Source organism: Rhodococcus sp. YL-1, from assembly GCF_001942025.1.
GTDB classification, from domain to species: Bacteria; Actinomycetota; Actinomycetes; order Mycobacteriales; family Mycobacteriaceae; genus Rhodococcus_F; species Rhodococcus_F qingshengii.
In genome coordinates this window covers 3,018,370-3,043,197 of sequence record NZ_CP017299.1, presented here as the reverse complement: position 1 = coordinate 3,043,197, position 24,828 = coordinate 3,018,370, and the positions used below count along the sequence as shown (strand labels likewise).

General features: G+C 61.5%; 25 protein-coding genes. 14 read left to right on the top strand and 11 right to left on the bottom strand.

The window, feature by feature from the left end:
- Window positions 1-26 precede the first annotated feature (26 nt).
- From BH682_RS14315 to BH682_RS14300, 3 genes are all read right to left on the bottom strand, one after another.
- Window positions 27-407 (bottom strand): hypothetical protein, encoded by a 381-nt coding sequence (locus tag BH682_RS14315; protein WP_075833147.1) that lies wholly within the window; start codon window positions 405-407, stop codon window positions 27-29.
- Between the two features lie 539 nt (window positions 408-946).
- Window positions 947-1,243 (bottom strand): hypothetical protein, encoded by a 297-nt coding sequence (locus tag BH682_RS35875; protein ID WP_075833144.1) that lies wholly within the window; start codon window positions 1,241-1,243, stop codon window positions 947-949.
- 719 nt (window positions 1,244-1,962) lie between these two features.
- Entirely contained in the window at window positions 1,963-2,703 is a 741-nt protein-coding gene (locus BH682_RS14300; RefSeq protein WP_143542607.1) for a tyrosine-type recombinase/integrase, read from the bottom strand.
- An 80-nt stretch (window positions 2,704-2,783) separates the two neighbouring features.
- Here BH682_RS14300 and BH682_RS14295 point away from each other — a divergent pair, with 80 nt between their 5' ends.
- Window positions 2,784-3,758 (top strand): COX15/CtaA family protein, encoded by a 975-nt coding sequence (locus BH682_RS14295; RefSeq protein WP_021332987.1) that lies wholly within the window; start codon window positions 2,784-2,786, stop codon window positions 3,756-3,758.
- 63 nt (window positions 3,759-3,821) lie between these two features.
- Here the strand turns inward: BH682_RS14295 and BH682_RS14290 are convergent, their stop codons facing one another.
- Entirely contained in the window at window positions 3,822-4,184 is a 363-nt protein-coding gene (locus tag BH682_RS14290) for a hypothetical protein (protein WP_003945032.1), read from the bottom strand.
- Window positions 4,185-4,267: 83 nt separating this feature from the next.
- Between BH682_RS14290 and BH682_RS14285 the strand changes: the two genes are divergently transcribed.
- Window positions 4,268-5,233 carry a quinone oxidoreductase family protein gene (locus BH682_RS14285; RefSeq protein WP_075833142.1) on the top strand — a complete coding sequence of 322 codons (966 nt, stop codon included), beginning with the start codon at window positions 4,268-4,270 and terminating at the stop codon, window positions 5,231-5,233.
- Window positions 5,234-5,289: 56 nt separating this feature from the next.
- On the opposite strand, the gene BH682_RS14280 is transcribed toward BH682_RS14285, so the two are convergent.
- The gene (locus BH682_RS14280) at window positions 5,290-6,273 is read right to left on the bottom strand and encodes a heme o synthase (protein WP_003944994.1); all 984 of its coding nucleotides are present in this window, start codon (window positions 6,271-6,273) and stop codon (window positions 5,290-5,292) included.
- A gap of 201 nt (window positions 6,274-6,474) precedes the next feature.
- Between BH682_RS14280 and tkt the strand changes: the two genes are divergently transcribed.
- From tkt to BH682_RS14225, 11 genes are all read left to right on the top strand, one after another.
- Window positions 6,475-8,577 carry a transketolase gene (tkt, locus tag BH682_RS14275; RefSeq protein ID WP_003944976.1) on the top strand — a complete coding sequence of 701 codons (2,103 nt, stop codon included), beginning with the start codon at window positions 6,475-6,477 and terminating at the stop codon, window positions 8,575-8,577.
- Window positions 8,578-8,582: 5 nt separating this feature from the next.
- Window positions 8,583-9,707: a transaldolase gene (gene tal, locus BH682_RS14270; protein ID WP_064114350.1), complete on the top strand. Its 1,125-nt coding sequence runs from the start codon at window positions 8,583-8,585 to the stop codon at window positions 9,705-9,707.
- Between the two features lie 4 nt (window positions 9,708-9,711).
- A complete protein-coding gene (gene zwf / locus BH682_RS14265) occupies window positions 9,712-11,256 on the top strand; it encodes a glucose-6-phosphate dehydrogenase (RefSeq protein WP_003944956.1) in 1,545 nt (514 codons plus the stop codon).
- Window positions 11,256-12,164 (top strand): glucose-6-phosphate dehydrogenase assembly protein OpcA, encoded by a 909-nt coding sequence (opcA, locus tag BH682_RS14260; protein ID WP_003944921.1) that lies wholly within the window; start codon window positions 11,256-11,258, stop codon window positions 12,162-12,164. The genes zwf and opcA overlap by 1 nt, the downstream gene beginning before the upstream one ends.
- Window positions 12,157-12,897 (top strand): 6-phosphogluconolactonase, encoded by a 741-nt coding sequence (pgl, locus tag BH682_RS14255; protein ID WP_030536405.1) that lies wholly within the window; start codon window positions 12,157-12,159, stop codon window positions 12,895-12,897. Before opcA ends, pgl begins: the two co-directional genes overlap by 8 nt.
- Before the next feature lie 338 nt (window positions 12,898-13,235).
- The gene (locus BH682_RS14250) at window positions 13,236-14,156 is read left to right on the top strand and encodes an SDR family oxidoreductase (RefSeq protein ID WP_075833140.1); all 921 of its coding nucleotides are present in this window, start codon (window positions 13,236-13,238) and stop codon (window positions 14,154-14,156) included.
- Window positions 14,157-14,181: 25 nt separating this feature from the next.
- Window positions 14,182-14,526, top strand: coding sequence for an iron chaperone (locus BH682_RS14245; RefSeq protein ID WP_075833138.1), 345 nt, complete (start codon window positions 14,182-14,184; stop codon window positions 14,524-14,526).
- A 33-nt stretch (window positions 14,527-14,559) separates the two neighbouring features.
- On the top strand, window positions 14,560-15,282 hold the full coding sequence (locus tag BH682_RS14240; RefSeq protein ID WP_075833137.1) for an AAA family ATPase: 723 nt from the start codon (window positions 14,560-14,562) through the stop codon (window positions 15,280-15,282).
- Window positions 15,283-15,309: 27 nt separating this feature from the next.
- Window positions 15,310-15,630 carry a TfoX/Sxy family protein gene (locus BH682_RS14235; RefSeq protein ID WP_003944891.1) on the top strand — a complete coding sequence of 107 codons (321 nt, stop codon included), beginning with the start codon at window positions 15,310-15,312 and terminating at the stop codon, window positions 15,628-15,630.
- A gap of 134 nt (window positions 15,631-15,764) precedes the next feature.
- Window positions 15,765-16,013, top strand: coding sequence for a hypothetical protein (locus tag BH682_RS14230; protein ID WP_218960106.1), 249 nt, complete (start codon window positions 15,765-15,767; stop codon window positions 16,011-16,013).
- Window positions 16,014-16,184: 171 nt separating this feature from the next.
- A complete protein-coding gene (locus BH682_RS14225; protein WP_007727952.1) occupies window positions 16,185-16,697 on the top strand; it encodes a hypothetical protein in 513 nt (170 codons plus the stop codon).
- Here BH682_RS14225 and BH682_RS14220 read toward each other — a convergent pair.
- From BH682_RS14220 to secG, 3 genes are all read right to left on the bottom strand, one after another.
- A complete protein-coding gene (locus tag BH682_RS14220) occupies window positions 16,684-17,469 on the bottom strand; it encodes an oxidoreductase (RefSeq protein ID WP_042919818.1) in 786 nt (261 codons plus the stop codon). The genes BH682_RS14225 and BH682_RS14220 overlap by 14 nt on opposite strands.
- 104 nt (window positions 17,470-17,573) lie before the next feature.
- Window positions 17,574-20,348: a phosphoenolpyruvate carboxylase gene (gene ppc / locus BH682_RS14215; protein WP_075833135.1), complete on the bottom strand. Its 2,775-nt coding sequence runs from the start codon at window positions 20,346-20,348 to the stop codon at window positions 17,574-17,576.
- A 103-nt stretch (window positions 20,349-20,451) separates the two neighbouring features.
- Window positions 20,452-20,685, bottom strand: coding sequence for a preprotein translocase subunit SecG (secG, locus tag BH682_RS14210; RefSeq protein WP_003944946.1), 234 nt, complete (start codon window positions 20,683-20,685; stop codon window positions 20,452-20,454).
- 209 nt (window positions 20,686-20,894) lie between these two features.
- Between secG and BH682_RS14205 the strand changes: the two genes are divergently transcribed.
- The gene (locus BH682_RS14205) at window positions 20,895-21,695 is read left to right on the top strand and encodes a tyrosine-protein phosphatase (RefSeq protein WP_075835274.1); all 801 of its coding nucleotides are present in this window, start codon (window positions 20,895-20,897) and stop codon (window positions 21,693-21,695) included.
- A gap of 89 nt (window positions 21,696-21,784) precedes the next feature.
- Here BH682_RS14205 and tpiA read toward each other — a convergent pair whose 3' ends face one another.
- The 3 genes from tpiA to gap are packed head-to-tail and all read right to left on the bottom strand — an operon-like array spanning window position 21,785 to window position 24,825.
- Window positions 21,785-22,570 (bottom strand): triose-phosphate isomerase, encoded by a 786-nt coding sequence (gene tpiA / locus BH682_RS14200; protein WP_042919821.1) that lies wholly within the window; start codon window positions 22,568-22,570, stop codon window positions 21,785-21,787.
- Between the two features lie 6 nt (window positions 22,571-22,576).
- Window positions 22,577-23,788, bottom strand: coding sequence for a phosphoglycerate kinase (locus BH682_RS14195; protein WP_003944901.1), 1,212 nt, complete (start codon window positions 23,786-23,788; stop codon window positions 22,577-22,579).
- Window positions 23,789-23,805: 17 nt separating this feature from the next.
- Complete coding sequence (gene gap / locus BH682_RS14190; RefSeq protein ID WP_003944851.1) at window positions 23,806-24,825, bottom strand: type I glyceraldehyde-3-phosphate dehydrogenase; 1,020 nt, start codon at window positions 24,823-24,825, stop codon at window positions 23,806-23,808.
- Window positions 24,826-24,828: the final 3 nt, after the last annotated feature.

Sequence of the window (24,828 nt, the reverse complement as noted above, 5' to 3'; positions counted from 1 at the left end):
CCACGTTCTCACAATGAATCTAGGCATCACCAGTACCACCAATCAGGCATACGATTCGCCCTGACTATGTTCGGTCCGGTCATTATCGAACGAGACTTGTTCCAACTGAGCTGCTTGACTGCTTCAACGACCAGCGGACTGACGGCATACGTCTTGTCACCATAGGTAACAGTGGTCTTGTCCTGCTTCACCTGTTCCACATTCGCTTGTGCGAACACGTCTGAGTTGTCCAAATAGGCAGACTGCCAACACACGGCATACTTGAGCCAGTGCTTGTCCGTCTCGTTCGTGACAAGACTTTCCGGTCTGCCTGCACATACTTCTACGATTCCCTGAGCTTGTCTGATCTGCTGATCATTGACTGTATATCCAGTCATATCCAAAACATCTGAATCTGTTGCTAACATCTAACTTCCCTCCAAACTTTCTATAACATCTATTGCGATAATGTCCGTATAGTCGAACTTATCTCCTGGTTCGCCGCTATTTCGATTCAACCTAATCTGTATCTGATACTCGCCGGTCATCGTGAATGGACTCGTTGGACCGAACGTGTAGTCAACAGCGTGATACGGATTTGCAATCGGAATCGCATATCCGTCCGAATAGACTGAACCGTCAGGTCTACGAATGAACACCTTTGCTGTGTAATACATCATCACGTCTACCGACTGCTTACGTTCGTCAACGATCTTGAACAAGACTGAACCATGCGGATTCTGACCTACGTAGAAATTTCTCACGCAGCATCACTGATCCTTGCAACAGCGAACAATCGACCAAGCGTCAAGTCTTGCTCGGAAACTGAGAACCCAAGCTGAAACTGACGTGTCTGAAAATAGTCACCGATAGTCGGCAACGTCATTGTGAACTCGTATTCGTAATCTGTCATATGAAAAACAGAACAGCCCAACATTCGACTGAACGCTGAGCTGTTCCGAATTGCTTACGCTCCTGTAACTTCCAAGATGCCAAAGGCTTTCGCTCGTCCAACAGCGAAGGCTCTACGTGCTCGCATCTTCAAGTGAGGTTCGTCAGTGTTCCAACCAGCTTCATAGCTCAACTGAGATTCAATCGGCTTGCGAACACCAACAATCAAATGCTGACGGTTGGCAACGATCAACAGTGGATTACCTGTTGGATTCTGCAAGTTGGTTGAACTTGTCTTTGCTCCGTCACTGAATCGCAACTCATATCCAAATAGAGTTGCTGGCTGAATAGCCGATACCTGTTCGATGAACAACGGTCTACCGTTGCCGTCAACAAGAAATCCCCGATCGCAACTTCAGTAAGAAACTATCTGGAATGACGATTCAGACCGACCAAGCTTGACGATACAGCAACGAAAGGAGAATACCTAGAATCCTATAGCTCAGCGTCTCTGGTTAATCGGAGACCTAGATCAGTACAGCGAGACCAGAACGACGTTCTATTTTGCCAGAACGCAGCACACTACCTAAGCGGAGAGCGTCTAGGACTCGTCTTAGCCTGAGCAATTCAGAAACCCTCCGTTATCTTAGGGAGGCTTCGCTGGTGTCGGCGAACCTTGGTCGTCAGCCGAACAGACTGGGCCCCTTAGTCCTCAGTGGTAGGCAACGGGGACTGGTCTCGGCCTGGTCAATTGCGTCACGGCTCGGAACTCCGATTGATTCAAGCCGTTCTGCTGCCGCATCAACACAGTCTAGATATTCTTGAGTCTGTCCAGCGTAATAACCTGACGTTTGGATCTGTTGAGGCGAAGTAACTTCGGATTCTGCTTGGTCTCTGCTGCTGGTCAGCCAACCAACGCCGAGCGCCACGACTGCGATCAGTGCCAGAACTCCAAGTATGCCGAGAAATTTCTTGTCCATGCTGCTCCCGTTTCATTCGGTTTGCCCATATATCGCGGGAACAGACCGCCCATTACATTTTTGAAGTACGCAGCGACGGCAGACAGATTTATCCGTCTGCCGTCACCAGTAGCTACCCGAATGCTCGTTTGACCTGGGTTTCTACGTCATCGGTTGTGGTTTGTACGTAGAAGGTCAACGAAGTCTGCACACTGTGGTGTCGTAGCTGTCTACGCAAAATCTCCGGTGAACAGCCGTTGTTGACCAGTTCAGTTGCGAACTTGTGCCGTAGTGCATGCGGAGTGACTTCGATTTCTGCGTTGCGTCCTACTCGTTGCAGGCCGAGGTACACAGTGTTTCGGGTGACCTTCGGGTTCCACTGCGCATACTCCGCTGCAAACCACTCAGGAACTACGACCGGACCGGATGATTTCGCTGAACTAAGTGTTCCGTTGGGTAGCATTTGCCTATCTACGAGCATGACATTTCCTGAAATACGTTGCTTCACAACAGATTCGCCCAAACGAAGCCCTGCGTAGAGCATCGAGAAGCCGTACATTTTGTATCGTGACGATTCGATTGCCTGGTGAATGGTCGTCAGCGGAGCAAGTGTGTAGATCCGTGGTTGACCCTTGGATACTTTGAGCTGCACACCGAGCATCGAACGCAGTGCAATCGCATGCTTGTTGCGTGTGGATTGGTTCAGCACGGTTTGCAGACGGTTATGCAGAAAGCCCACCGTTGCCTGTTCGATCGGCACCTCACACAGGTCGAGGCATCGCAGAGTGCTCAGATAGTGGTAGACGGTCGATGCCTTCACCTGCTTGTTGGCAAGATTCTGCTGGGCAACGTCGAGAATCGTTGTAGTTGACACTTCCACTCCTCACATCGGAGCAGTCACCCGGCACGGCCCCAACGACACTGTGTAGTTGATGGGGAACTACGATCGTTGGCGTGGTGAATCGTGTGTATGCCGGATTTTTACGCTTGGTGGATCGACTACCTCTCCCCTCGCTGAAAACGCAGAAAATCATCGCGTTCATCGTGATCCTGACGCAGGGCGGCATCGCTGTCACCGGCGCGGTGGTGCGCGTGACGGACTCGGGACTCGGTTGCCCGACGTGGCCGCAGTGCTTCCCCGGTAGCTTCGTCCCGGTCGGCCACGGACAGGTCGCGGTGATTCACCAAGCCGTCGAGTTCGGCAACCGCCTGCTGACCTTCCTGGTCGTCATCGTCGCCGCTGCGATCGTGCTTGCGGTGACTCGCGCTCGCCGACGCAAAGAGGTGCTTGTCTACGCCTGGATGATGCCGCTCGGCACTGTCGTTCAGGCAGTGATCGGCGGTATCACCGTCCTCACAGGCTTGCTGTGGTGGACGGTCGCCATTCACCTGGTTGCGTCGATGCTGATGGTCTGGGTTGCCACGGTGATGTACGCGAAGATCGCGGAACCCGACGAAGCAACAACTCTGGTCGTGATGCCGAAGCCGTTGCGCTGGCTTACCGCGCTGTCAGGTGTCGCGCTCGCCGGCGTTTTGGTCGCTGGAACTCTCGTAACGGGCGCAGGCCCGCACGCCGGCGACAAGGGACTGGACCGGACGGTGCCTCGCCTGGAGATCGAGATCGTGACGCTCGTCCATCTGCACTCACAGCTTCTGGTCGGATATCTCGCGCTGGTCGTGGGTCTGACCTTCGGCCTGTATGCGGTCGGGACATCCGCAGCCGTGAAGATCCGTCTGAAGGTCCTGCTGGGACTGATCCTCGCGCAGTCGCTCATCGGTGTCGTGCAGTACTTCACCGATGTGCCGGAAGTTCTGGTGATCATGCACGTCGCCGGTGCAGGACTGTGCACGGCTGCGACCGCAGCAGTTTGGGCTGCGGGTAAGACCCGCCAGTACACGCCGACCAATTCGCCGATACCAGCTGTCTGACGCTTCAAGACACGTGTGGGGCGTAGGAACACCAAAAGGTGTTCCTACGCCCCACACGTCATTTCAGGATTCGTTGCGAGCTTTCGGGAACCGAGTCTGGTTGGCGACCCAACCGGCCATCTTCTTGAAATGGCCTTCCTGCGGGGTGACGATGCTCGTCAGTTCGCGCTCCCACTCGGCGACGGTGACGTTGTCGAAGGACGCGACGACCGCGTTTGCCGTGGCGAGGTCCTCGACGACCTGATCACCGAGGATGCCGTCGGCACCTACGAGGGTGATGCGAACGCCGGCCAGGCCGACCGGCTGGATGACGGCGCTGGCGGAGCCGCCGTGCTCGGCGACGAACTTGGTGATGGCGTTCACCGTGGACTTCGGCAGTTCCGGCGCGGACGGGGTGGCGTCCGACTTCTCGGTATCGGTGCTCATGACTCGACAATACTGGTCGGTAGCCCGGAAGCGACACCAGGCATGGACTGAGCGTCGGCCGCCTCGGGTGTAGAACAGAAACCATGCGAGCCATCTACGTGACCGAGACCGGCGGACCAGACGTTCTGACTCTGACCGAACAACCCGAACCGACACCCGGCCCAGGCGATCTACTCGTCAAGACCGAAGCGATCGGCATCAATTTCATCGACATGTACTTCCGAATGGGCCAGTACAAGCGTCCGCTCCCCTACATTCCCGGCGACGAGGGCAGCGGTGTTGTCGAAGCTGTCGGCTCCGACGTCAACGAATTCTCCGTGGGCGACCGGGTCGCGTGGGCCGCTGCCACTGGCAGCTATGCCGAGAAGGTGGCTGTTCCCGCCGCAGTCGCCGTGAAAGTGCCTGACGGTGTCCCTGCATCGGCCGCAGCGTCGGCGCTCCTGCAGGGGATGACGGCGCACTACCTCGCGAAGTCGACGTATCCGATCCAGAGCGGCGACACCGTGCTCGTGCACGCAGGCGCGGGCGGCGTCGGGTTGATCCTGACGCAGATGGCCGTCAGCCTCGGGGCGAAGGTCATCACGACTGTGTCATCGGATGAAAAGGAAGAACTCTCGCGCGGCGCGGGTGCCTCGGAGGTTCTGCGGTACGACGAGGACATCGCAGCGCGAGTCCGGGAGTTGACCGGCGGCGAAGGAGTAGCGGCGGCATACGACGGCGTCGGCGCGACAACTTTTGATTCGAGCTTGGCTTCCGTGCGCATCCGCGGCACGGTCGCTTTGTTCGGTGCGGCCAGTGGACCGGTTCCGCCGGTTGATCCGCAGCGGCTCAATTCGTCGGGTTCGCTGTTCCTGACGCGTCCGACGCTCGCGCATCACATTCGCACTCGAGAGGAACTGACCTGGCGTGCCGGCGATGTCTTCGACGCCATTGCGGCCGGGAAACTCGATATTCGCGTCGGCGCCGAGTATCCCCTCGCCGATGCGGCAACAGCGCATCGGGATCTGGAAGGTCGAGCAACGACCGGGTCGATCGTTCTGATCCCCTAGCGAAGTGCTGTGCGCCTTTATTAACCGCCCGCGGTTAATAAAGGCGCACAGCAGAATCAGCTCAGCATGTCGCTGATCGTCTGCAGTCCGAGAACCGAGTCGACAGCGAGGCCGACGAACACGATCGCAAGATAGTTGTTGGACTGCAGGAACAGGCGGAGCGGTTTGACCTGAGCACCACCGCGAACGCTGCGGTACAGCTGATGAGCCATGAGCAGGAACCACGCACCGGCGACGATGGTGATTGCGGCGTAGATGACGCCCGACGCGGGGACGAGGACAAGCGTCGTGACGACCATTGCCCAGCTGTAGAACAGAATCTGCTTGGTGACGTGCTCTTCGGTGGCGATCACCGGAAGCATGGGAACACCGGCAGCTTTGTAGTCCTCTTTGTATCGCATCGCCAGCGCCCAGGTGTGCGGCGGCGTCCAGAAGAAGATGATCAGGAACAGCACGACGGGCTGCCAGCTCAGCGACCCGGTGACAGCGGCCCAGCCCACGAGGACGGGCATACATCCGGCTGCGCCACCCCAGATGACGTTCTGCCAGGTACGACGCTTGAGAACCATCGTGTAGATGAGGACGTAGAACGCGATCGTGATCACGACGAGGATGCCGGCCAAGAGGTTGGCTCGCCACCACAGCCACAGGAACGACGCGAGTCCGAGAAGGAGCCCGAAGACGAGCGCGTTGCGCGTCGGCACCGCCTCGCGGGCCAGCGGACGCTTCGCCGTGCGCTTCATGACCTTGTCGATGTCGGCGTCGACGACGCAGTTGAGCGAGTTCGCACTCGCCGCGCCCATCCAGCCACCGAAGAGGGTGCTGAGGATCAGAACGATGTCGACCGTTCCGCGATCGGCCAGCAGCATTGCCGGAATGGTTGCCACCAACAGCAATTCGATCACTCGCGGCTTCGTGAGCGCGATATAAGCCAGAACCTTGCCCGTTGCGCGACCCCACACCGTATCGGTATTGGTCGCCCGCGGGGCGGCACCTGGGCTGCCGAAGCCATGTCCGCTCGGCTGTTGCCCTGTCCGCACGTTCTCTCCTTGCACCACGCGTTACCGCACTAACTCTTCACGACACACTGCTGACACTGTTCTCTACTACGAACGATGGTAGACCGCAGCCATTGAGGAACCGAATCGACCCGGACAGCCAGGACCATTAGGCTGGGTTACGCAGTGGAGGGACACCCCACCCTCGCAATCCACGTACACCATGTCAGGAGACATCTGCCAGTGTCGATCACAGACGAGATCCACGTCCTCACGCAACCCGTCCACCCCTCGGACTGGACCGACCTGGACACCAAGGCTGTCGATACCGCCCGCGTGCTCGCCGCCGACGCGGTTCAGAAGGTCGGCAACGGCCATCCCGGAACTGCAATGAGCTTGGCGCCGTTGGCATACACCCTCTTCCAGCGCGTCATGCGCCACGATCCTTCGGATGCAGAATGGGTCGGCCGTGACCGCTTCGTTCTCTCCTGTGGCCATTCATCCTTGACGCTGTACACCCAGCTCTACCTGTCGGGCTACGGCCTCGAGCTCGCTGACCTCGAAGCTCTCCGCACGTGGGGCGCACTGACCCCCGGCCACCCCGAGGTCGGCCACACCGTCGGCGTCGAGATGACCACCGGTCCGCTGGGCCAGGGCCTTGCGTCCGCAGTCGGTATGGCGATGGCTGCGCGTCGTGAGCGTGGGCTGTTCGATCCGGAGACCCCGGTCGGCTCCTCCCCCTTCGACCATCACATCTACGTGATCGCGTCCGACGGTGACATCGAAGAAGGCGTCACGTCCGAGGCCTCGTCCCTCGCCGGTGTCCAGGAACTGGGCAACCTCATCGTCTTCTACGACGACAACAAGATCTCCATCGAACACGACACCACCATCGCTCTCGGCGAAGACGTCGGAAAGCGATACGAGGCATACGGCTGGCACGTTCAGCACGTCGAAGGTGGCGAAAACGTCTCCGGCATCCTCGACGCGGTTGCCGCGGCCAAGGCCGTCGTCGATCGTCCGTCCATCATCTTGCTCCGCACCATCATCGGTTTCCCGGCTCCGAAGAAGATGAACACCGGCGACGTCCACGGCTCCGCTCTCGGTGCCGACGAAGTTGCAGCGGTCAAGGAAGCCCTCGGCTTCGATCCGGCCAAGTCCTTCGACGTCGACGCCGACGCTCTGGCTCACGCCCGTGAGGTCGTCTCCCGCGGCGCCGACGCACGCAAGGCATGGCAGGTCGAGTTCGACGCGTGGGCTGCACGTGAGACCGAGCGCAAGGAACTCTTCGACCGCCTGTTCGCCGGTGAGTTCCCCGCCGGCTGGGCCGACGCTCTCCCGACCTACGAGGCCGACGCCAAGGGCGTTGCGACTCGCAAGGCCTCCGGTTCGGCACTCAACGCGCTCGGACCGATCCTGCCCGAGCTGTGGGGCGGCTCCGCCGACCTCGCCGGCAGCAACAACACCACCATCAAGGGCGCAGATTCGTTCGGCCCGTTCTCCATCTCCACCAACGACTGGAATGCGCAGCCGTACGGCCGCACGCTCCACTTCGGCATCCGCGAGCACGCGATGGGCTCGATCCTCAACGGCATCGCGCTTCACGGACCCACCCGCCCGTACGGCGGAACCTTCATGGTCTTCTCCGACTACATGCGTCCGGCGGTTCGCCTGGCCGCACTGATGAAGACTGCCGTCACCTACGTCTGGACCCACGACTCCATCGGTCTCGGCGAAGACGGCCCGACCCACCAGCCGGTCGAGCACCTCGCTGCTCTTCGTGCGATCCCGAACCTCGCCGTCGTCCGCCCGGGTGACGCCAACGAGACCTCTTTCGCATGGCAGGCAGCACTCGAGAACAAGACGGGCCCGACGGCTCTGGCACTCACTCGCCAGGACATCCCGGTTCTCGAAGGCACCAAGGAGAAGGCTGCCGAGGGTGTCAAGCGCGGCGCTTACGTCCTCGTCGACGCAGCCAACGGTTCGCCCGAGGTCATCTTGCTGGCGACCGGTTCCGAACTGCATCTGGCCACCGAGGCTCGCGAAACCCTCGAAGCTCAGGGCGTCGCAACCCGCGTCGTTTCCGTGCCGTGCCTCGATTGGTTCCTCGAGCAGGATCAGGCGTACCGCGACGAGGTCATTCCGCCCGCCGTGCGCGCGCGTGTGTCCGTCGAAGCCGGCATCGCGATGCCGTGGTGGCGCATCCTCGGCGACGCCGGTCAGGCCGTCTCGCTCGAGCACTACGGCGCTTCCGCCGATTACAAGACCTTGTTCCGGGAGTTCGGCATCACTGCCGACGCGACTGTCGAAGCCGCGCAGCGCTCCCTCGCAGCTGTGAAGGGATGATCTCGATGACACAGAACGTGAATACCGAAAAGCTCTCCGCTGCAGGCGTTTCCATCTGGCTCGACGACCTCTCGCGGGATCGCATCCAGTCCGGCAACCTGCAGAACCTCATCGACACGAAGTCGATCGTGGGTGTCACGACCAACCCGTCGATCTTCCAGGCGGCACTGTCCAAGGGATCGGCGTACGACGCTCAGGTCCGTGAGCTCGCACAGCGCGGCGCCGATGTCGACGCCACCATCACCGCGGTGACCACCGACGACGTGCGTGCTGCGTGCGACATCCTGGCTCCGCAGTTCGAGGCGTCGAACGGCGTCGACGGCCGCGTGTCCATCGAAGTCGATCCTCGCCTGGCACACGACACCGACGCCACCGTCGCGCAGGCGATCGAGCTGCACAAGATCGTCGATCGTCCGAACGTCCTGATCAAGATCCCCGCGACGCTGGCAGGCATTCCCGCCATCGCCAAGGTGATCGGTGAGGGCATCAGCGTCAACGTCACCTTGATCTTCTCGGTCGAGCGCTACGAGGCAGTCATGGGCGCATACCTGGAAGGTCTGGACACCGCCAAGGCTGCCGGCCGCGACATCTCGTCCATCGAGTCGGTCGCCTCGTTCTTCGTCTCCCGCGTGGATTCCGAGATCGACAACCGCCTCACGGCAATCGGCACGCCGGAAGCCCTCGAGCTTCGTGGCAAGGCTGCACTCGCAAACGCGCGTCTGGCGTACAACGCGTACCAGCAGATCTTCGAGGTGCAGCCGCGCTTCCAGGCTCTTCTGTCCGACGGCGCCAAGGCTCAGCGTCCGCTGTGGGCGTCGACCGGCGTGAAGAACCCGGATTACCCCGACACTCTCTACGTCACCGAGTTGGTTGCGCCGAACACGGTCAACACCATGCCGGAGAAGACGCTCGACGCTCTCGCCGACCACGGCGAGATCACCGGCGACACGATCTCGGGCACCGCTCAGGAGTCACAGGCGGTCTTCGATCAGCTCGCTGCAGTCGGCATCGATCTTGCGGACGTGTTCAAGGTCCTCGAGACAGAGGGCGTCGACAAGTTCGAGGTGTCCTGGAACGAGTTGCTCGACGCAACCGCCGAGCAGCTCCGCGCAGCAACCCAGAAGAGCTGAGCCTGTGAGCGATTCCGCGGCGGCATCAGATTGGGTGAATCCCCTTCGGGACAGCACCGACAAACGGCTTCCGCACATTGCGGGGCCCTGCGCCCTGGTGATTTTCGGTGTTACCGGCGACCTTGCCAGGCGCAAGCTCATGCCCGCCATCTACGACCTCGCCAACCGTGGACTGTTGCCGCCCGGATTCGCTCTGGTCGGGTTCGCCCGGCGTGACTGGACGGACGAGGACTTCGCGAACGTCGTCCTCGAAGCAGTCAAGGACGGTGCTCGCACCAAGTTCCGTCAGGACGTCTGGGAGAGGCTCGCTGAAGGTATCCGGTTCGTGGAGGGCAGTTTCGACGAGGCCGAGGCCTTCCAGAACCTGTCCGACACGTTGGCCACGCTCGACAACGAACGTGGTATCGGCGGCAATCACGGTTTCTACCTTGCGATTCCGCCCAACGCGTTTCCTCAGGTGCTCGAGCAACTGTCGGCGTCGGGCCTCGCGCAGGCCGAGGACGGTCAGTGGCGACGAGTTGTCATCGAGAAGCCGTTCGGCCACGACCTCGAGAGCGCTCGCGAACTGAACGCCGTCGTCAACAAGGTGTTCCCCGAGGACACGGTCTTCCGTATCGACCACTACCTCGGTAAGGAAACCGTCCAGAACATTCTGGCTCTGCGCTTCGCGAACCAGTTGTTCGATCCGATCTGGAACGCGCACTACGTCGACCACGTTCAGATCACGATGGCCGAGGACATCGGCCTCGGTGGACGCGCCGGGTACTACGACGGCATCGGCGCGGCCCGTGACGTGATCCAGAACCACCTGCTGCAGTTGCTCGCGTTCACGGCGATGGAAGAACCCATCAGCTTCGAGCCGCTCAATCTGCAGGCGGAGAAGATCAAGGTCCTCTCGGCCACTCGCCTTGCCGAGCCCCTCGACGAGACCACCGCACGCGGCCAGTACGCGGGCGGCTGGCAGGGTGGGCTGCCGGTGGTCGGGCTCCTCGAAGAAGACGGCTTCGCAGCGGACTCCATCACGGAGACCTTTGCCGCCATCACCCTCGAGGTCGACACCCGCCGCTGGGCGGGTGTGCCGTTCTACCTGCGCACGGGCAAACGACTCGGACGCCGTGTCACCGAGATCGCGGTGGTGTTCAAACGTGCACCGCACCTACCGTTCGACAAGACGATGACCGAAGACCTCGGCCAGAACGCTCTGGTCATCCGCGTGCAGCCCGACGAGGGCGTCACCATGCGGTTCGGCTCGAAGGTTCCCGGATCGAGCATGGAAGTCCGTGACGTCAACATGGACTTCTCGTACGGCCAGGCTTTCACCGAGTCGTCTCCGGAGGCGTACGAGCGGCTCATTCTCGACGTGTTGCTCGGCGAGCCGTCTCTGTTCCCGGTGAATGCCGAAGTCGAATTGTCTTGGGAGATCCTCGATCCCGTCCTCGAGCACTGGGCTGCCGGCGGTAAGCCGGAACCCTACGAGGCCGGAACGTGGGGACCACCGTCTGCGGACGAAATGATGCAACGCACCGGACGCGAATGGAGGCGACCCTAGTGATTCTCGATTTGCCGTCCACCACCACGGTCCAGGTCAGCAAGAAACTGGTCGAGGTACGTAAGACCGGCGGCGCTGTCACCTTGGGACGAGTGTTGACGCTCGTCGTCTGCACCAGGGACACCGGGAATGCCGAGGAAGCCATCGAGGCCGCCAACGAAGCCAGCCGCGAGCACCCATGCCGCGTCATCGTGCTTCTGCGTGGCGACGAGCAGAGTGAGCCCAGGCTCGATGCTCAGATCCGTGTCGGCGGGGACGCCGGCGCCTCGGAGGTTGTCGTGTTGCGTCTCTACGGTCCGCTTGCGGATCACGAGAGCAGCGTCGTCATCCCGTTCCTGCTCCCCGACACCCCGGTAGTCGCGTGGTGGCCCCTCGAGGCACCCGAGATTCCGGCGAAGGACCCCGTCGGGAAGCTCGCGATACGGCGCATCACCGATGCCACCGGCGCCCCCGATCCGACCGCCACCATCAAGGGGCGACTCGCGTCGTACACCGCCGGCGATACCGATCTCGCCTGGAGTCGCGTCACCTACTGGCGCGCGCTCCTCGCGTCGGCTCTCGATCAGCCGCCGCACGAGAAGATCACCTCAGCGGTGGTCTCCGGTCTCAAAACCGAACCGGCACTGGATATTCTCGCCGGTTGGTTGGCGGCCAAGATCGACGGTCCGGTCATTCGACGTACGGGTGAGCTGACGGTCGAGTTGAAGCTCGAGACCCGCAGTATCTCCATCAGTCGTCCGCAGGAGGGCACGACCGCTACGTTGATCCGCACCGGTCAGCCTGACGCGCTGGTTTCTCTGGGTCGTCGAGAGACACGCGATTGCCTCGCCGAGGAATTGCGTCGGCTCGATCCGGACGAGATCTACGAAGAAGCTCTGGCCGGATTGGAGAAGGTGACCTATGAGTGATGTTGTCGTGGAGAAGTTTTCCGACGCCGGCCAACTTGTCGACGCTGCCGCCGCACGCCTGGTCACGACCATCGTCGATGCCCAGAAGGCTCGCGGGTTTGCGTCCATCGTGCTGACTGGCGGTGGAACCGGCATCGCACTTCTCGAGAAGTTGCGTGAAGCTCCCGGCGACATCGACTGGTCGCAGATCGATCTGTACTGGGGCGACGAACGGTTCCTGCCGTCCGGCGATCCCGAGCGGAACGAAGTGCAAGCACGTGAGGCGCTTCTCGATCATGTGCCGGTCGATCCCGACAGGGTACATGCGATGGCCGCATCCGACGGTATCTACGACGGTGATCCACACGGGGCGGCGACGGCGTACGAACAACTGCTGGGCGCTCAGGCACACGGGAATCAGGTTCCGACGTTCGACGTGCACCTGCTCGGTATGGGCGGCGAAGGACACGTCAACTCGTTGTTCCCGCATACCGACGCTGTTCGCGAAGAAGCGCGTTTCGTAGTCGCGGTGACGGACTCCCCCAAGCCGCCACCGGTGCGGATCACCCTCACGTTGCCTGCTGTTCGGCGAGCCAAAGAGGTCTGGCTGCTCGTCTCGGGTGCTGCAAAGGCCGAGGCCGTTGCCAAAGCCGTCGGAGGTGCTTCGGCCGACGACTGGCCGTCCGCCGGCGCCACCGGTTTGGTTGCGACACGTTGGTTCCTCGATTCGGACGCTGCCTCGCAGCTTCCCTGATCTGATTTCACAGATCTGATTTCACAAATCTGATTTCACACCGGTCGGGAATCGTCTTCGGGCGATTCCCGGCTTGGTGGTACGTCGACGACTTCCTCACCGTGGCGACTTTCGACTACCCGCCGAGTCCGGATCCGATGCGAATTTCCTTTTGACGGAACGGAACTCAATCCCGAGATCCCGTTTCTCCAACCAGCACTGCGCCCCACACAACGATCCATCTCTCCCCTACCTCCTTCATCCGAGTGATTACTACCTTGGACGCCGCGAAGTAAGGTTCGGTTCCGCAGATCGCGTTCACTCTTGAACGAAGCAATCCAGGCGAGAACAATCGAACAATGTCGTGGACACCGAATCCGGACGCACTTCGCGGGCGAGTGGCTGTAGTTGCCGGGGCGACGAGGGGCGCCGGACGCGGAATCGCCGCGGCCTTGGGCGAGGCCGGTGCAACCGTCATCTGCACTGGCCGGAGCACATCTGCCGGAATTCTTCAGTCGGACTATCCGCGCGGAGAGACCATCGAAGAGACGGCAGAGTTGGTCACCGAACTGGGCGGCGTCGGCGTGCCGATTGCCGTCGATCATCTCAAGAGCAAACAAGTGGCTGATCTCGCCGAACGCTTGCGAATCGACTATCACCACATCGACATCTTGGTCAACGACATCTGGGGCGCGGAATTACTCAAGGGTGGGCCGGCGGAGTGGAACACGCCGGTATGGGAACACGATCTGGACAAGGGGTTTCACATCTTGCGTCTGGCGATCGACACCCACATCACCACGTCGCACCACCTCCTGCCGCTCATGACTGATCGGCCAGGCGGACTGGTCGCCGAAATAACCGATGGCACTACCGAATACAACGCATCGAACTATCGCATCTCGGTGTTCTACGACTTGGCCAAGGTGTCCGTGAACAGGCTCGCATTTTCGCAAGGCCACGAACTTGCCCCGTTCGGCTGTACTGCCGTCGCCATCACTCCCGGGTTCCTGCGATCGGAGATGATGCTCGAGAATTTTGGTGTCGGCGAATCGAATTGGCGTGACGCTTTGTTGCCGGAGCGGGATGGTCCGACTGCGCCCGCGGATTTCGCACGCTCCGAGTCACCAAGATTCATCGGACGTGCGATCGCGGCCATCGCTGCCGATCCGAATCGGAAGCGATGGAATCAGCGATCGGTCAGTTCAGGCGATCTCGGAACGGAATACGGGTTCACCGACACCGACGGCAGCCGACCGGACTTTTGGCGAGCCAACTGAATCCGACTGTGATTAAGATCCGTTCATGGCCGAATTCGCGACGATCGACCAATACATTGCGTCGTTTCCCGCCGACGAGCAACGAGTCCTCGAGAGCATCCGCGAGACGATCCACAACACCGTCCCCGGCCTCGATGAGACCATCAGCTATCAGATGCCCACCATGAGAGTGAACGGGAAGAATCTGGTTCACTTCGCAGGCTGGAAACACCACATCTCGATGTACCCGCTCCCGGCGAGTGATGCAGAGTTCGAGAAGTCCGTCGACCCGTACCGGGCTGCGAAATCAACGGTGAAGTTCCCGCTGAACAAACCGATCCCTCTCGACCTCGTGGCCCGAATCGTCGAATTGCTCGCGCAGCGCCACTAGCTCCAGTTTCCCGTCGGAGCCCTGTGAGAGCGTATGGCCGTGCAGAGACAACCCATCCGACGCATCAAGACCGGGACATCGTCAGGCGCTGACGTAGGCAGCTGGCCGATGACGGTACCCGCTGTTGCGCAGATCGTTCAGGACGGTCTCGAACTTCCACCGGGTGTCACCATTCTGGTCGGCGAAAACGGAGCGGGAAAGTCGACCGTCATCGAAATTCTTGCCGCCGTTCTCGGTCTCAATGCCGAAGGCGGGTCGACCAATACGCGGCATCAGACTCGATCGAGTGAACCGGGCGGCCTCGACCTTGTGGTCGAGCGGAGTCCCGGAGCATCGAAGTGGGCGTACTACCTCCGAGACGAAACCCTGCACGGTTTGTACACGTACTTGGAGGACAACCCCAATCCCAAGCGACCTGAACCGCTTTACCATCACCTCTCCCACGGTGAGGCGCTGCTCGAGATCCTGTCGTCGAGGACCGCCGACGGCGGCTTCTATCTCATCGACGAACCCGATGCCGCACTCTCCTTCCAAGGGACCCTGACACTGGCCGCGCTGCTCGGCGAGCTGGTGGAATCCGGCGCGCAGGCGGTGATCGCGACGCACTCGCCGATCATCGCGGCGCTGCCGAACGCCAACCTGCTCGAGATCGGAGAATGGGGAATCCGAGCCTCGAGCTGGGAGGACCTCGATCTGGTGTCGAACTGGCAGCGGTTCCTTCACGACCCGCACACGTACCTGCGCCATCTGATCTAACCTGGAACTCCACCCCAGGAGGCCTCCATGGCATACGACAAAGCGCTGGCTGAGCGTATCCGCGATGCGCTCTCGGGCGAGGACGACGTCGAGGAAGTAAAGATGTTCGGTGGGCTGAGCTTCATGGTGAACGGGAAGCTGGCCGCCAGTGCGAACTCACACGGCAACATCATGGTTCGGTGTGACCCCGATCGAGTCGACGAGCTTCTGACGCACAAGGGTGCAAGCTGGCCCGAGATGCGGGGTAAGCCGATGAGCAAGGGATGGATCGTCGTCGACCGAACCGGGACGAGTTCGAACGTCGAATTCAACGCGTGGATCAAGGAAGCTCTGGACTTCGTTCACTGACAGTTGGGGTGCGTTGCCGAAGATATCTGACGAGACTGGTGTGGCCGCGGGCTCTCGCGTCGATGAGGGACTGAACCGTGCCCGATCGACCTGAGATTGTCTGTATCTGCGGCTCTGCGCAATTCGCTGAAGAGATGCGGGAGGCGAACCGCGACCTGACGTTCGCGGGCGTGATCGTCGTCGCGCCGGTTGAAGCAGACGAGGCGGTCTCTGTCGAGCAGAAGATCCTGCTCGACGCGCTCCATCTGCGCAAGATCGACCTCGCCGATCGGGTTCTGGTCGTCAACCCTCGCGGATACATCGGTGAGTCCACGCGCCGAGAGATCGCGTACGCGCGCGCCGCCGGCAAACCAGTGTCGTTCACGACGCCGTTTGAACAGTAAGCGCCTCGTCGGTGCGGGCTGCAACGAATGTTCTCACGCCGAGTTGCTTGAGCCCTAGCGCCGTTCGATCAATTTCGCTCGATTCGGCAAAAGTGAACTGGGCGGCCCTTAGACTCCGGAAAAGCATTGGATTGGGCGGCTCGACGCCGCGGAGGAAAGGTGGTCCGTCCCGTGACGTTCACACCCAATCAGCCGGATCACCAACGCGCCTTCGGGTTTCAGCTGCCGTCGACCCGCGCAATTCCCTCCCTCATGCCCGACCGTTTCGGACCTAGCCTCATCGGATCGCTCTGGGCGTGCGCCGGGATCGTCGCCGGAAGCCTCGGCCCGTGGACGTCATCCTCCGCGCTGGACCACAGTGGTATCGACGAATGCGGAGTGATCACTCTCGTCCTCGCTCTCTGCGCGGTGACCGCGCTGATCACCCTCATGGTTCGAGACGTCACGCCCGAGATCAAGAATCACTGCACCGGCCCTTTGGTCGGAATCGCGGTCTTGATCGTTGCCGTCGGAAACGCCGCGTCCATCGTGCGACGTAGTACCGAGTTCGCAGGGCACACTGCCGGACCGTCCATCGGGTGGGGACTGTGGGTGGTCATCGCGTCCGCAGTGATCCTGTGCATCACGTCGTCGACCGTCGCGCACATGATCAGGTTTCAGGCAGCAATGATCACAAGGTCTTGATCAGACCGCCGTCGATCACGAAATCCGCGCCTGTCACGTTCCCCGCACGATCGCTGGCGAGGAACAACACCAGGTCGGCAACCTCTTCGGGGAAGGTGAACCGCCCAGTCTCGGCTCCGGCCGCGGCGCTTTCGACGATGTCGTCGGCGGCTGATCCACTCGCCTTCGCCAGCGTCGAGGCCACTCCGTGCTTGCCGAGCCACAACTCCGTTTGCACCGGGCCAGGGCTGACGGTATTGACGCGGATCCCCTGCCCGCCCAGTTCTTTCGACAACGACTTCGAGAAGTTGGTCAACGCCGCTTTGGCGGCGCTGTAGTCGATCACCGTGGGGTCAGGTAAGAATGCGTTGACCGAACTGATCGTCACGATGCTCCCGCCACCTCGGCGGATCAACTCCGGCAGCGCAGCGCGAACAGTGCGTACAGCCGACAAGAACGTCAGATTGAACGACGCCGCCCACTCTTCGTCTGTGATGGCCGCGAAACCGCTCGTTCTCGGGGTGACGGCGCCGACGTTGTTGACCAGGATGTCGACGCCGCCCCTCGCTGCTGCAACCTCGAGCAGTCGGGTTGATCCTTCGACACTCGCGAGGTCGACGCCGACAAAGGTGACGGCGCCGCCGGACTGCAGCGATTCGAGTTCCGGCGAGAGCGTCCGCGAGCCCGCGACGACGTGGACTCCCTCGGCCACCAGGGCCCGAGTGATCGCCAACCCGATACCTTTTCCCGCGCCGGTAACGACGGCAGTTCGTCCGTCCAATTGCAGATCCACTGCGGTCCCCGTTCGGTCCGGTGCGCAGCGTTGGGTGTGCGTGCGACAGCTCTAGAGTCGCCGCACGCACACCCTGGTAAACCTGCAGAACCAGCCGCTGTTACCTAGCCACTGTTACGAAGCGCAGTGGCCAGGCCGTTCATCGTCAGCTGGATACCCCGACGCACCTGATCGCTCTCGTCGCCGGAACGGTACCGACGGATCAGCTCGACCTGTAGATGGTTGAGAGGTTCGAGGTACGGGAACCGGTTGTGGACCGAACGCTCGAGGCCCGAGTTGTCGGCAAAGAGGTTCTCGTTGCCCGTGATTGCCTTGTACATGCGAATTGTGCGTTCGTGCTCGTCGGTGATCATTCCGAAGACTCGATCGCGCAGTTCGGCGTCGGGCACGAGGTCCGCGTACCGGGCCGCCAAACCGAGATCCGACTTCGACATCACCATGGCCATGTTCGAGAGCACGGTTCGGAAGAACGGCCACTTCTCGTACAGGGCCGTCAACGTGGCAAGCCGTGTGTCGTCTCCGTCTATCCATCTTTCGAACGCGGCGCCGGTTCCGTACCAACCCGGAAGCATCACGCGAGACTGACTCCACGAGAGCACCCAGGGAATCGCTCGCAGGTCGGAGATCGCCTTGGTCTGCTTGCGAGAGGCCGGACGAGAGCCGATGTTGAGTGCCCCGATCTCGGCGACCGGTGTCGACGCTTCGAAGTACTGCACGAATCCTGGTGTGTCGTGCACCAGTTCGCTGTACGCAGTGCGGGCGAGGGCAGCAAGCTCGTCCAGTACCGCATAGGCCGCGTCTGCATCGCTGCCGAGACCTTCTACGTCGAGCAACGTCGACTCGATAGTCGCTGCGATCAGTGTTTCGAGGTTGCGATGCGCCAGGCGCGGTTCGGCGTACTTGGCGGCAATCACCTCACCCTGCTCGGTGATTCGCAGAGAACCAGCGACTGCACCGGGAGGCTGGGCCAGAATCGCTTCGTAGCTCGGTCCGCCGCCACGTCCGACGGTTCCGCCGCGGCCGTGGAAGAGCCTCAACCTGATTCCGCTCTTACGCGCGGCATCGACGAGGTCGAGTTCGGCACGGTACAGCGCCCAGTTGGCTGCCAGGTACCCGCCGTCCTTGTTCGAGTCGGAGTACCCGAGCATCACTTCTTGACTGTCACCACGGGAACGGACGATCGCACGATAGATCGGGATGTCGAGCGTCGCCAGCAATGTGTCGGCGCCGCCCTGCAGATCCTCGATCGTCTCGAACAACGGCACGATGCCGATCGGGCACGAGGGCTCGCTACCGACGCCCGGATCGAGCACCCCGACCTCTTTGAGCAGCACTGCGGCCTCGAGCATGTCACTGACCGAGGTACACATGCTGATGATGTAGTTGGGTACCGCACCCGCTCCGAGAACCCGCACTGCCTTGGCACCGGCCGCCATGATGGCCAGTTCCTTGGTGGTCAATTCGCTGAACTCGGCGTCCGGCGAAGTCAGTGGTCGCCGCGTCGTCAACTCGGCCGACAGCAATTCGACTCGATCGGCTTCCGGCAAGGACGCGTAGTCCGGGTGAACTCCGGCCCACGCCAGAAGTTCTGCGACGACGCTTTCGTGTACCTCGGAGTTCTGCCGCATGTCCAGACCGGACAGGTGAAAGCCGAACACCTCCACCGCTTCTCGGAGCCGATCGAGTCGATCGTCGGCGATGGTCTCGTCACCGAAACGACGCAACGAGGTGTCGATGATTCCGAGATCCCGCTGCAATTGTGCCGGGTCGGTGTACGCCTCGAGTCCGTCGTCGGACCCGTGGGCGGGCAACTCCCCCAGTACCGTCAGTGCTGTGGCGCTCAAGCGCCCGCGGATACCGCGAATCGCGCGACGGTACGGCTCGTCGGCCCTGAAGGCAGAGTCGTCGCCGGAGGTAGACGCCAGCAGATCGAGTTCGGGCGTGACGGAAACCAGCCGCGCCGACATCGACAGTTCACGCTCGAGATGTTCGAGTTCCTCGAGGTGATGCTCGAGAGCAGTCGCCGCAGCGCGCGACGTGGCACGCTGGACGATTTCGCCGGTCACGTACGGATTGCCGTCTCGGTCACCGCCGATCCACGAACCCGGCCTCAGGATCGGTTCCGGCAGGAGCCCGGCGTCCGGCCAACGAGTGCGCAGAGCTTTGCGAACCTCGGCGTTGATCTTCGGAATCACCTCGAACAACGCTGCGTCGTAGTAGCGCAGGCCTACCTCGATTTCATCCTGGATGCGGAGGCGGCTGAGCCGGATCAGAGCCGTCTGCCACAGGGTCAGGATCTGACGGCGCAATTGCAGATCGACATCAGCGGTTTCTGCGACGGTCAGCGCCGTGCGCTCGCGGTATCGCATCAACTCGGTGATCCGACTCTGCGTCTCGAACACCGTACGGCGTCGAGTCTCCGTCGGGTGAGCGGTGATGACGGGTGAGACCAGGGCGCCCCGCAGCGCTTCTTCGACGGTGGCCGAATCGATATCGGCTGCATCAAGTTTGGTGTACGTGGCCGCGAGAGTGCTGTCGCGGGGCGGTTCCCCCGCGTTGACGTGGATGGCCCGTCGACGCTCGCGATGGATGTCCTCGGCCAGGTTGGCGAGCAGTGCGAAGTGACTGAACGCCCGGATGACGGGAATGGCGTCGTCCGTACTGATTTCGGCGAACAGCGACACCAGTTCGGCGCGATCGATCTCCGAACGACGGACTCGGAACGACTCGACACGGGCTCGCTCGACCAGATCGAACACATTGTCGCCGGCTTGCTCTCGCACTATTTGTCCGAGTATTCCGCCGAGAAGCCGGATGTCTTCGCGCAGCGGCTCGGTGGCCTCTCGCGGTGTTTCTCGATGCGACGCGGTTTCAGTCATCACACAATTATCGACCGAAACAAAGAACCCCGCTCGATAGGCGGGGTTCCGTGTCTGAAATTCGTGTGTGAAAAACTACCGGCTGTAAGTCATGAGCCGAGAATCAGGCGAACTTGATCTCCAGGCCGATGCCGACGATCGAAATGAGCCAGATCAACGCGGTGAAGACCGTCAACCGATCGAGGTTCTTCTCGACAACAGTCGATCCGGACAGGCTGGACTGGACACCGCCACCGAACAGACTCGACAAACCGCCGCCCTTACCGCGATGCAGGAGCACCAAGGCGATGAGGAGCAAGCTGGTGATGACCAGCAGGATATCCAGGAACAGTTTCATGTCTGTCTACGTCCACCAATCCAATAGGGACAACTACAACCGATAACACCATACAGGCGCGCGCAGATAGCCTGACCACATACCCGCCTCGCACATGACTTTGCACCCGGCCAGGCACGACTCTTGGTCAGTGGCATCGATCACACTGTCGAGATACCGATTCAGTAGTTTTTCAGTTGACGCGACTCTACCTCCGAAAGGCCGGCTCCATGCTTTCCGACACTGCCCTGCCCAACACTGCCCTGCCCGACACACCCCTGCCTGACACACCGCGTCTGGCTTCGATTCACAACTTCCGCGACGTGGCCGGCCCCGGGTACGTCACGACCAGCGGACAGGCGATGAGCCGCGGAGTCTTCTACCGTGCAAACGTACTGACGCCCTCGCCCGAAGATCTTGCAATCGTGGAATCGCTGGGGCTGACCGCCGTCTATGACGTGCGCTCCGAAACCGAGGCGAACGAAACTCCCGACATCGTGCCGACGCCGGCGATGTACGCCCACATTCCCATCCTGTCCGGAAACATCCACGCCGAAGCGATGGCTCTCCGAACAGCGGACGCTGCAACAGCTTTCATGCAGAACATCAATCGCAGCTTTGTCGCAGACCCCGTCACTCGGAACGGATTTTCGCAGTTGTTCGCCGCCCTGGCGACCACCGAGGGGCCGCAACTCTTCCACTGCACGGCGGGCAAGGACCGAACAGGTTGGGCGGCAGCACTACTGCAGACACTCGCTGGTGTACCGCGCGAAACGATCACGGCGGACTACCTGCTCACGAACACGTACTCGGCCGAGTACATCGATGCAACAGTCGCGAAGATCGCCGCTGCCACAGATGCAGACAAGGGCGAGGTGATCCGGTTGCTGCTTTCCGTCGACGCGAGTTACCTGGGCGCTGCCTTCGAGCAGGTCGAGCACCACTACGGGACCGTCGAGAACTATCTGACCGCCGGGTTGGAGCTTGCTCCCGAACTCGTCGGCGCTCTGGAAACCAAACTGGTGAGCTGACTCGCGAACAAAAAACTGCGGGTGTGTGGCCTACTCGGTCACACACCCGCAGTCTTAGTCTCGAGCAGTTTCAGCTCACTACCCGATCATCACGGGAGTGGACCGCCTGCAGCGATCGCAGACAGTGTCGCGAACTCGTCAGCCTTGAGTGACGCGCCGCCGACAAGAGCGCCGTCGACGTCGGTCTGGCCGACGATCTCTCCGACGTTCTTCGAGCTGACGCTACCGCCGTACAGAACGCGAACGCCGGCCGCGACCTCGGCGTCGGCAAGTTCGGCCACTGTTGCTCGTACCGCAGCACACACTTCCTGTGCATCGGCGGCAGAAGCGACACGGCCGGTGCCGATGGCCCAGACAGGTTCGTACGCGATGACGATCTTGGAGATCTCCTCCGCGCTCAGGCCCGCCAACGAACCCTTGAGCTGTTCGACGTTGTAGGCGACATGCTCGCCCGCTTCGCGGATCTCGAGGCCTTCGCCGATGCACACGATCGGCGTGAGGCCGTTCTTGAGAGCGGCCTTCGTCTTCGCGAGGACGGTCTCGTTGGTCTCACCGTGAAGGGTGCGACGCTCGGAGTGACCGACCACGACGAAGGTGCAACCGAGCTTGGCCAGCATGGAGCCGCTGATCTCGCCCGTGAACGCACCCGAGTCATGAGCCGAGACATCTTGCGCGCCGTACGTGAGGAGGAGCTTGTCGCCCTCGATCAGCGTCTGGACGCTTCGGATGTCGGTGAACGGCGGGATGACCGTGACGTCCACTTTGTCGAAGTACTTCGCAGGCAAGGAGAAAGCGATCTTCTGCACCAGGGCGATAGCCTCGAGGTGGTTCAGATTCATCTTCCAGTTGCCGGCGATCAACGGCTTACGTGCCATGTCGGATCAGCCTTCCAGTACTGCGATGCCAGGCAGCTCTTTGCCCTCGAGGTACTCGAGGGAAGCGCCACCACCGGTGGAAATGTGCGAGAAGCCCTCGTCCGGGATACCGAGCTGACGAACGGCTGCTGCGGAGTCGCCGCCGCCGACGACGCTGAAGGCGCCCTTCTCGGTTGCCTCCACGATTGCCTCGGCGACACCGCGGGTGCCTGCCTCGAACTTCGGGAACTCGAACACGCCCATCGGGCCGTTCCAGAACACCGTCTTGGCGCCGGTCAGGATCGCGGCAAAGCGCTTGACCGACTCCGGTCCGATGTCCAGACCCATCCAGCCGTCGGGAATCTTGTCGAACGGAACGATCTTCGACTCGGCATCGGCCGAGAAGGAGTCCGCGACGACAACATCCTGAGGGATGTGGATGACGTCGGCGTACCGGTCGAGGAGATCCTTGCAGGTCTCGATCATGGACTCTTCGCACAGCGAATTGCCCACGGACACACCCTGAGCCGCGAGGAACGTGTAGAACATTCCGCCGCCGATCACCAGAGTGTCGACCTTCGGCGCCAGTGCCTCTATGACGGCCAGCTTGTCCGAGACCTTGGAGCCACCGAGCACCACCGCGTACGGACGCGCCGCGTCCTGCGTGAGCTTGGCGAGCACCTCGACCTCGGCGCCGACCAGGTATCCGGCGTAATGCGGGAGCAGCTTCGCGACGTCGAAGACCGACGCCTGCTTACGGTGAACAACACCGAATCCGTCGGAGACGAATGCGCCGTCGTCACCGACCAGCTCGACGAGAGCCTTGGCGAGCTTGACCCGCTCGGCTTCGTCCTTGCTGGTCTCGCGAGGGTCGAAACGGATGTTCTCGAGCATCAGGACGTCACCGTCGGTGAGTCCTTCGGAACGAGCCAGCGCGTCCTGTCCCACGACGTCACCGGCGAGTTGCACGTTGCGACCGAGGATTTCGGCCAACTTCGCGGCAACCGGTGCGAGGGAGAACTTGGGATCGGGCTGACCGTCGGGGCGCCCGAGGTGCGCGGTCACGATGACCTTCGCTCCACCCTCGGCAAGTGCCCGCAGGGTGGGAGCGGACGCGACGATGCGACCCGGGTCCGTGATTTCTCCGCCATCCAACGGGACGTTGAGGTCGGAACGCACCAGTACGGTGCGCCCTTCGACCCCAGCGTCCAGCAGATCCTTCAGCGTCTGAACTGCCACTGTTATCGAAACTCCGCTCAGAGAGACTTGGCGACGAGGCCGATGAGGTCGGCTAGGCGGTTGGAGTAGCCCCACTCGTTGTCGTACCAGGAGACGATCTTGACCTGGTCGTCGATGACCTTCGTCAGACCCGAGTCGAAGATCGACGAGTGCGGGTCGGTGACGATGTCCGAGGAGACGATCGGTGCGTCGGTGTACTTCAGGATGCCCTTGAGGGGTCCTTCGGCAGCAGCCTTCATCGCGGCGTTGATCTCGTCGGCGGTGGCCGACTTCTTCAGGTTCGCGGTGAGGTCGGTGACCGAGCCCGTGGGGATCGGCACGCGCAGTGCGTAGCCGTCGAGCTTGCCGAGCAGCTGCGGGAGAACCAGGCCGATTGCCTTGGCTGCACCGGTACCGGTGGGAACGATGTTGAGGGCAGCTGCGCGGGCGCGACGGAGGTCTGCGTGCGGAGCGTCCTGCAGGTTCTGATCCTGGGTGTACGCGTGGATCGTGGTCATCAGACCCTTGACGATGCCGAACTCGTCGTCGAGAACCTTGGCGATGGGGCCGAGGCAGTTGGTGGTGCACGACGCGTTGGAGATGATGTTCTGGCTGCCGTCGTACTTGTCGTCGTTGACGCCCATCACGATGGTGATGTCTTCACCCTTGGCCGGAGCCGAGATGATGACCTTCTTGGCGCCGGCTTCGAGGTGTCCCTTGGCCTTTGCGGCGTCGGTGAAGATGCCGGTGGACTCGACGACGACGTCGACGCCCAGCTCGCCCCAGGGAAGTTCGTTCAACGGGCCACGGTGTGCGAGGGCCTTGATGCGCTGATCGCCGACGACGATCGTGTCGTCACCGTCGAGCGACACGTCGTACGGCAAACGGCCGAGGATGGAGTCGTACTTCAGCAGGTGAGCGAGCGTCGCGTTGTCAGTCAGGTCGTTGACTGCCACGATCTCGATATCGGTGGTTCCGAGCGCCTTCTGCGCATCCACCGCCCTGAAGAAGTTACGTCCGATACGGCCGAAACCGTTTACGCCAACCCGGACAGTCACAAT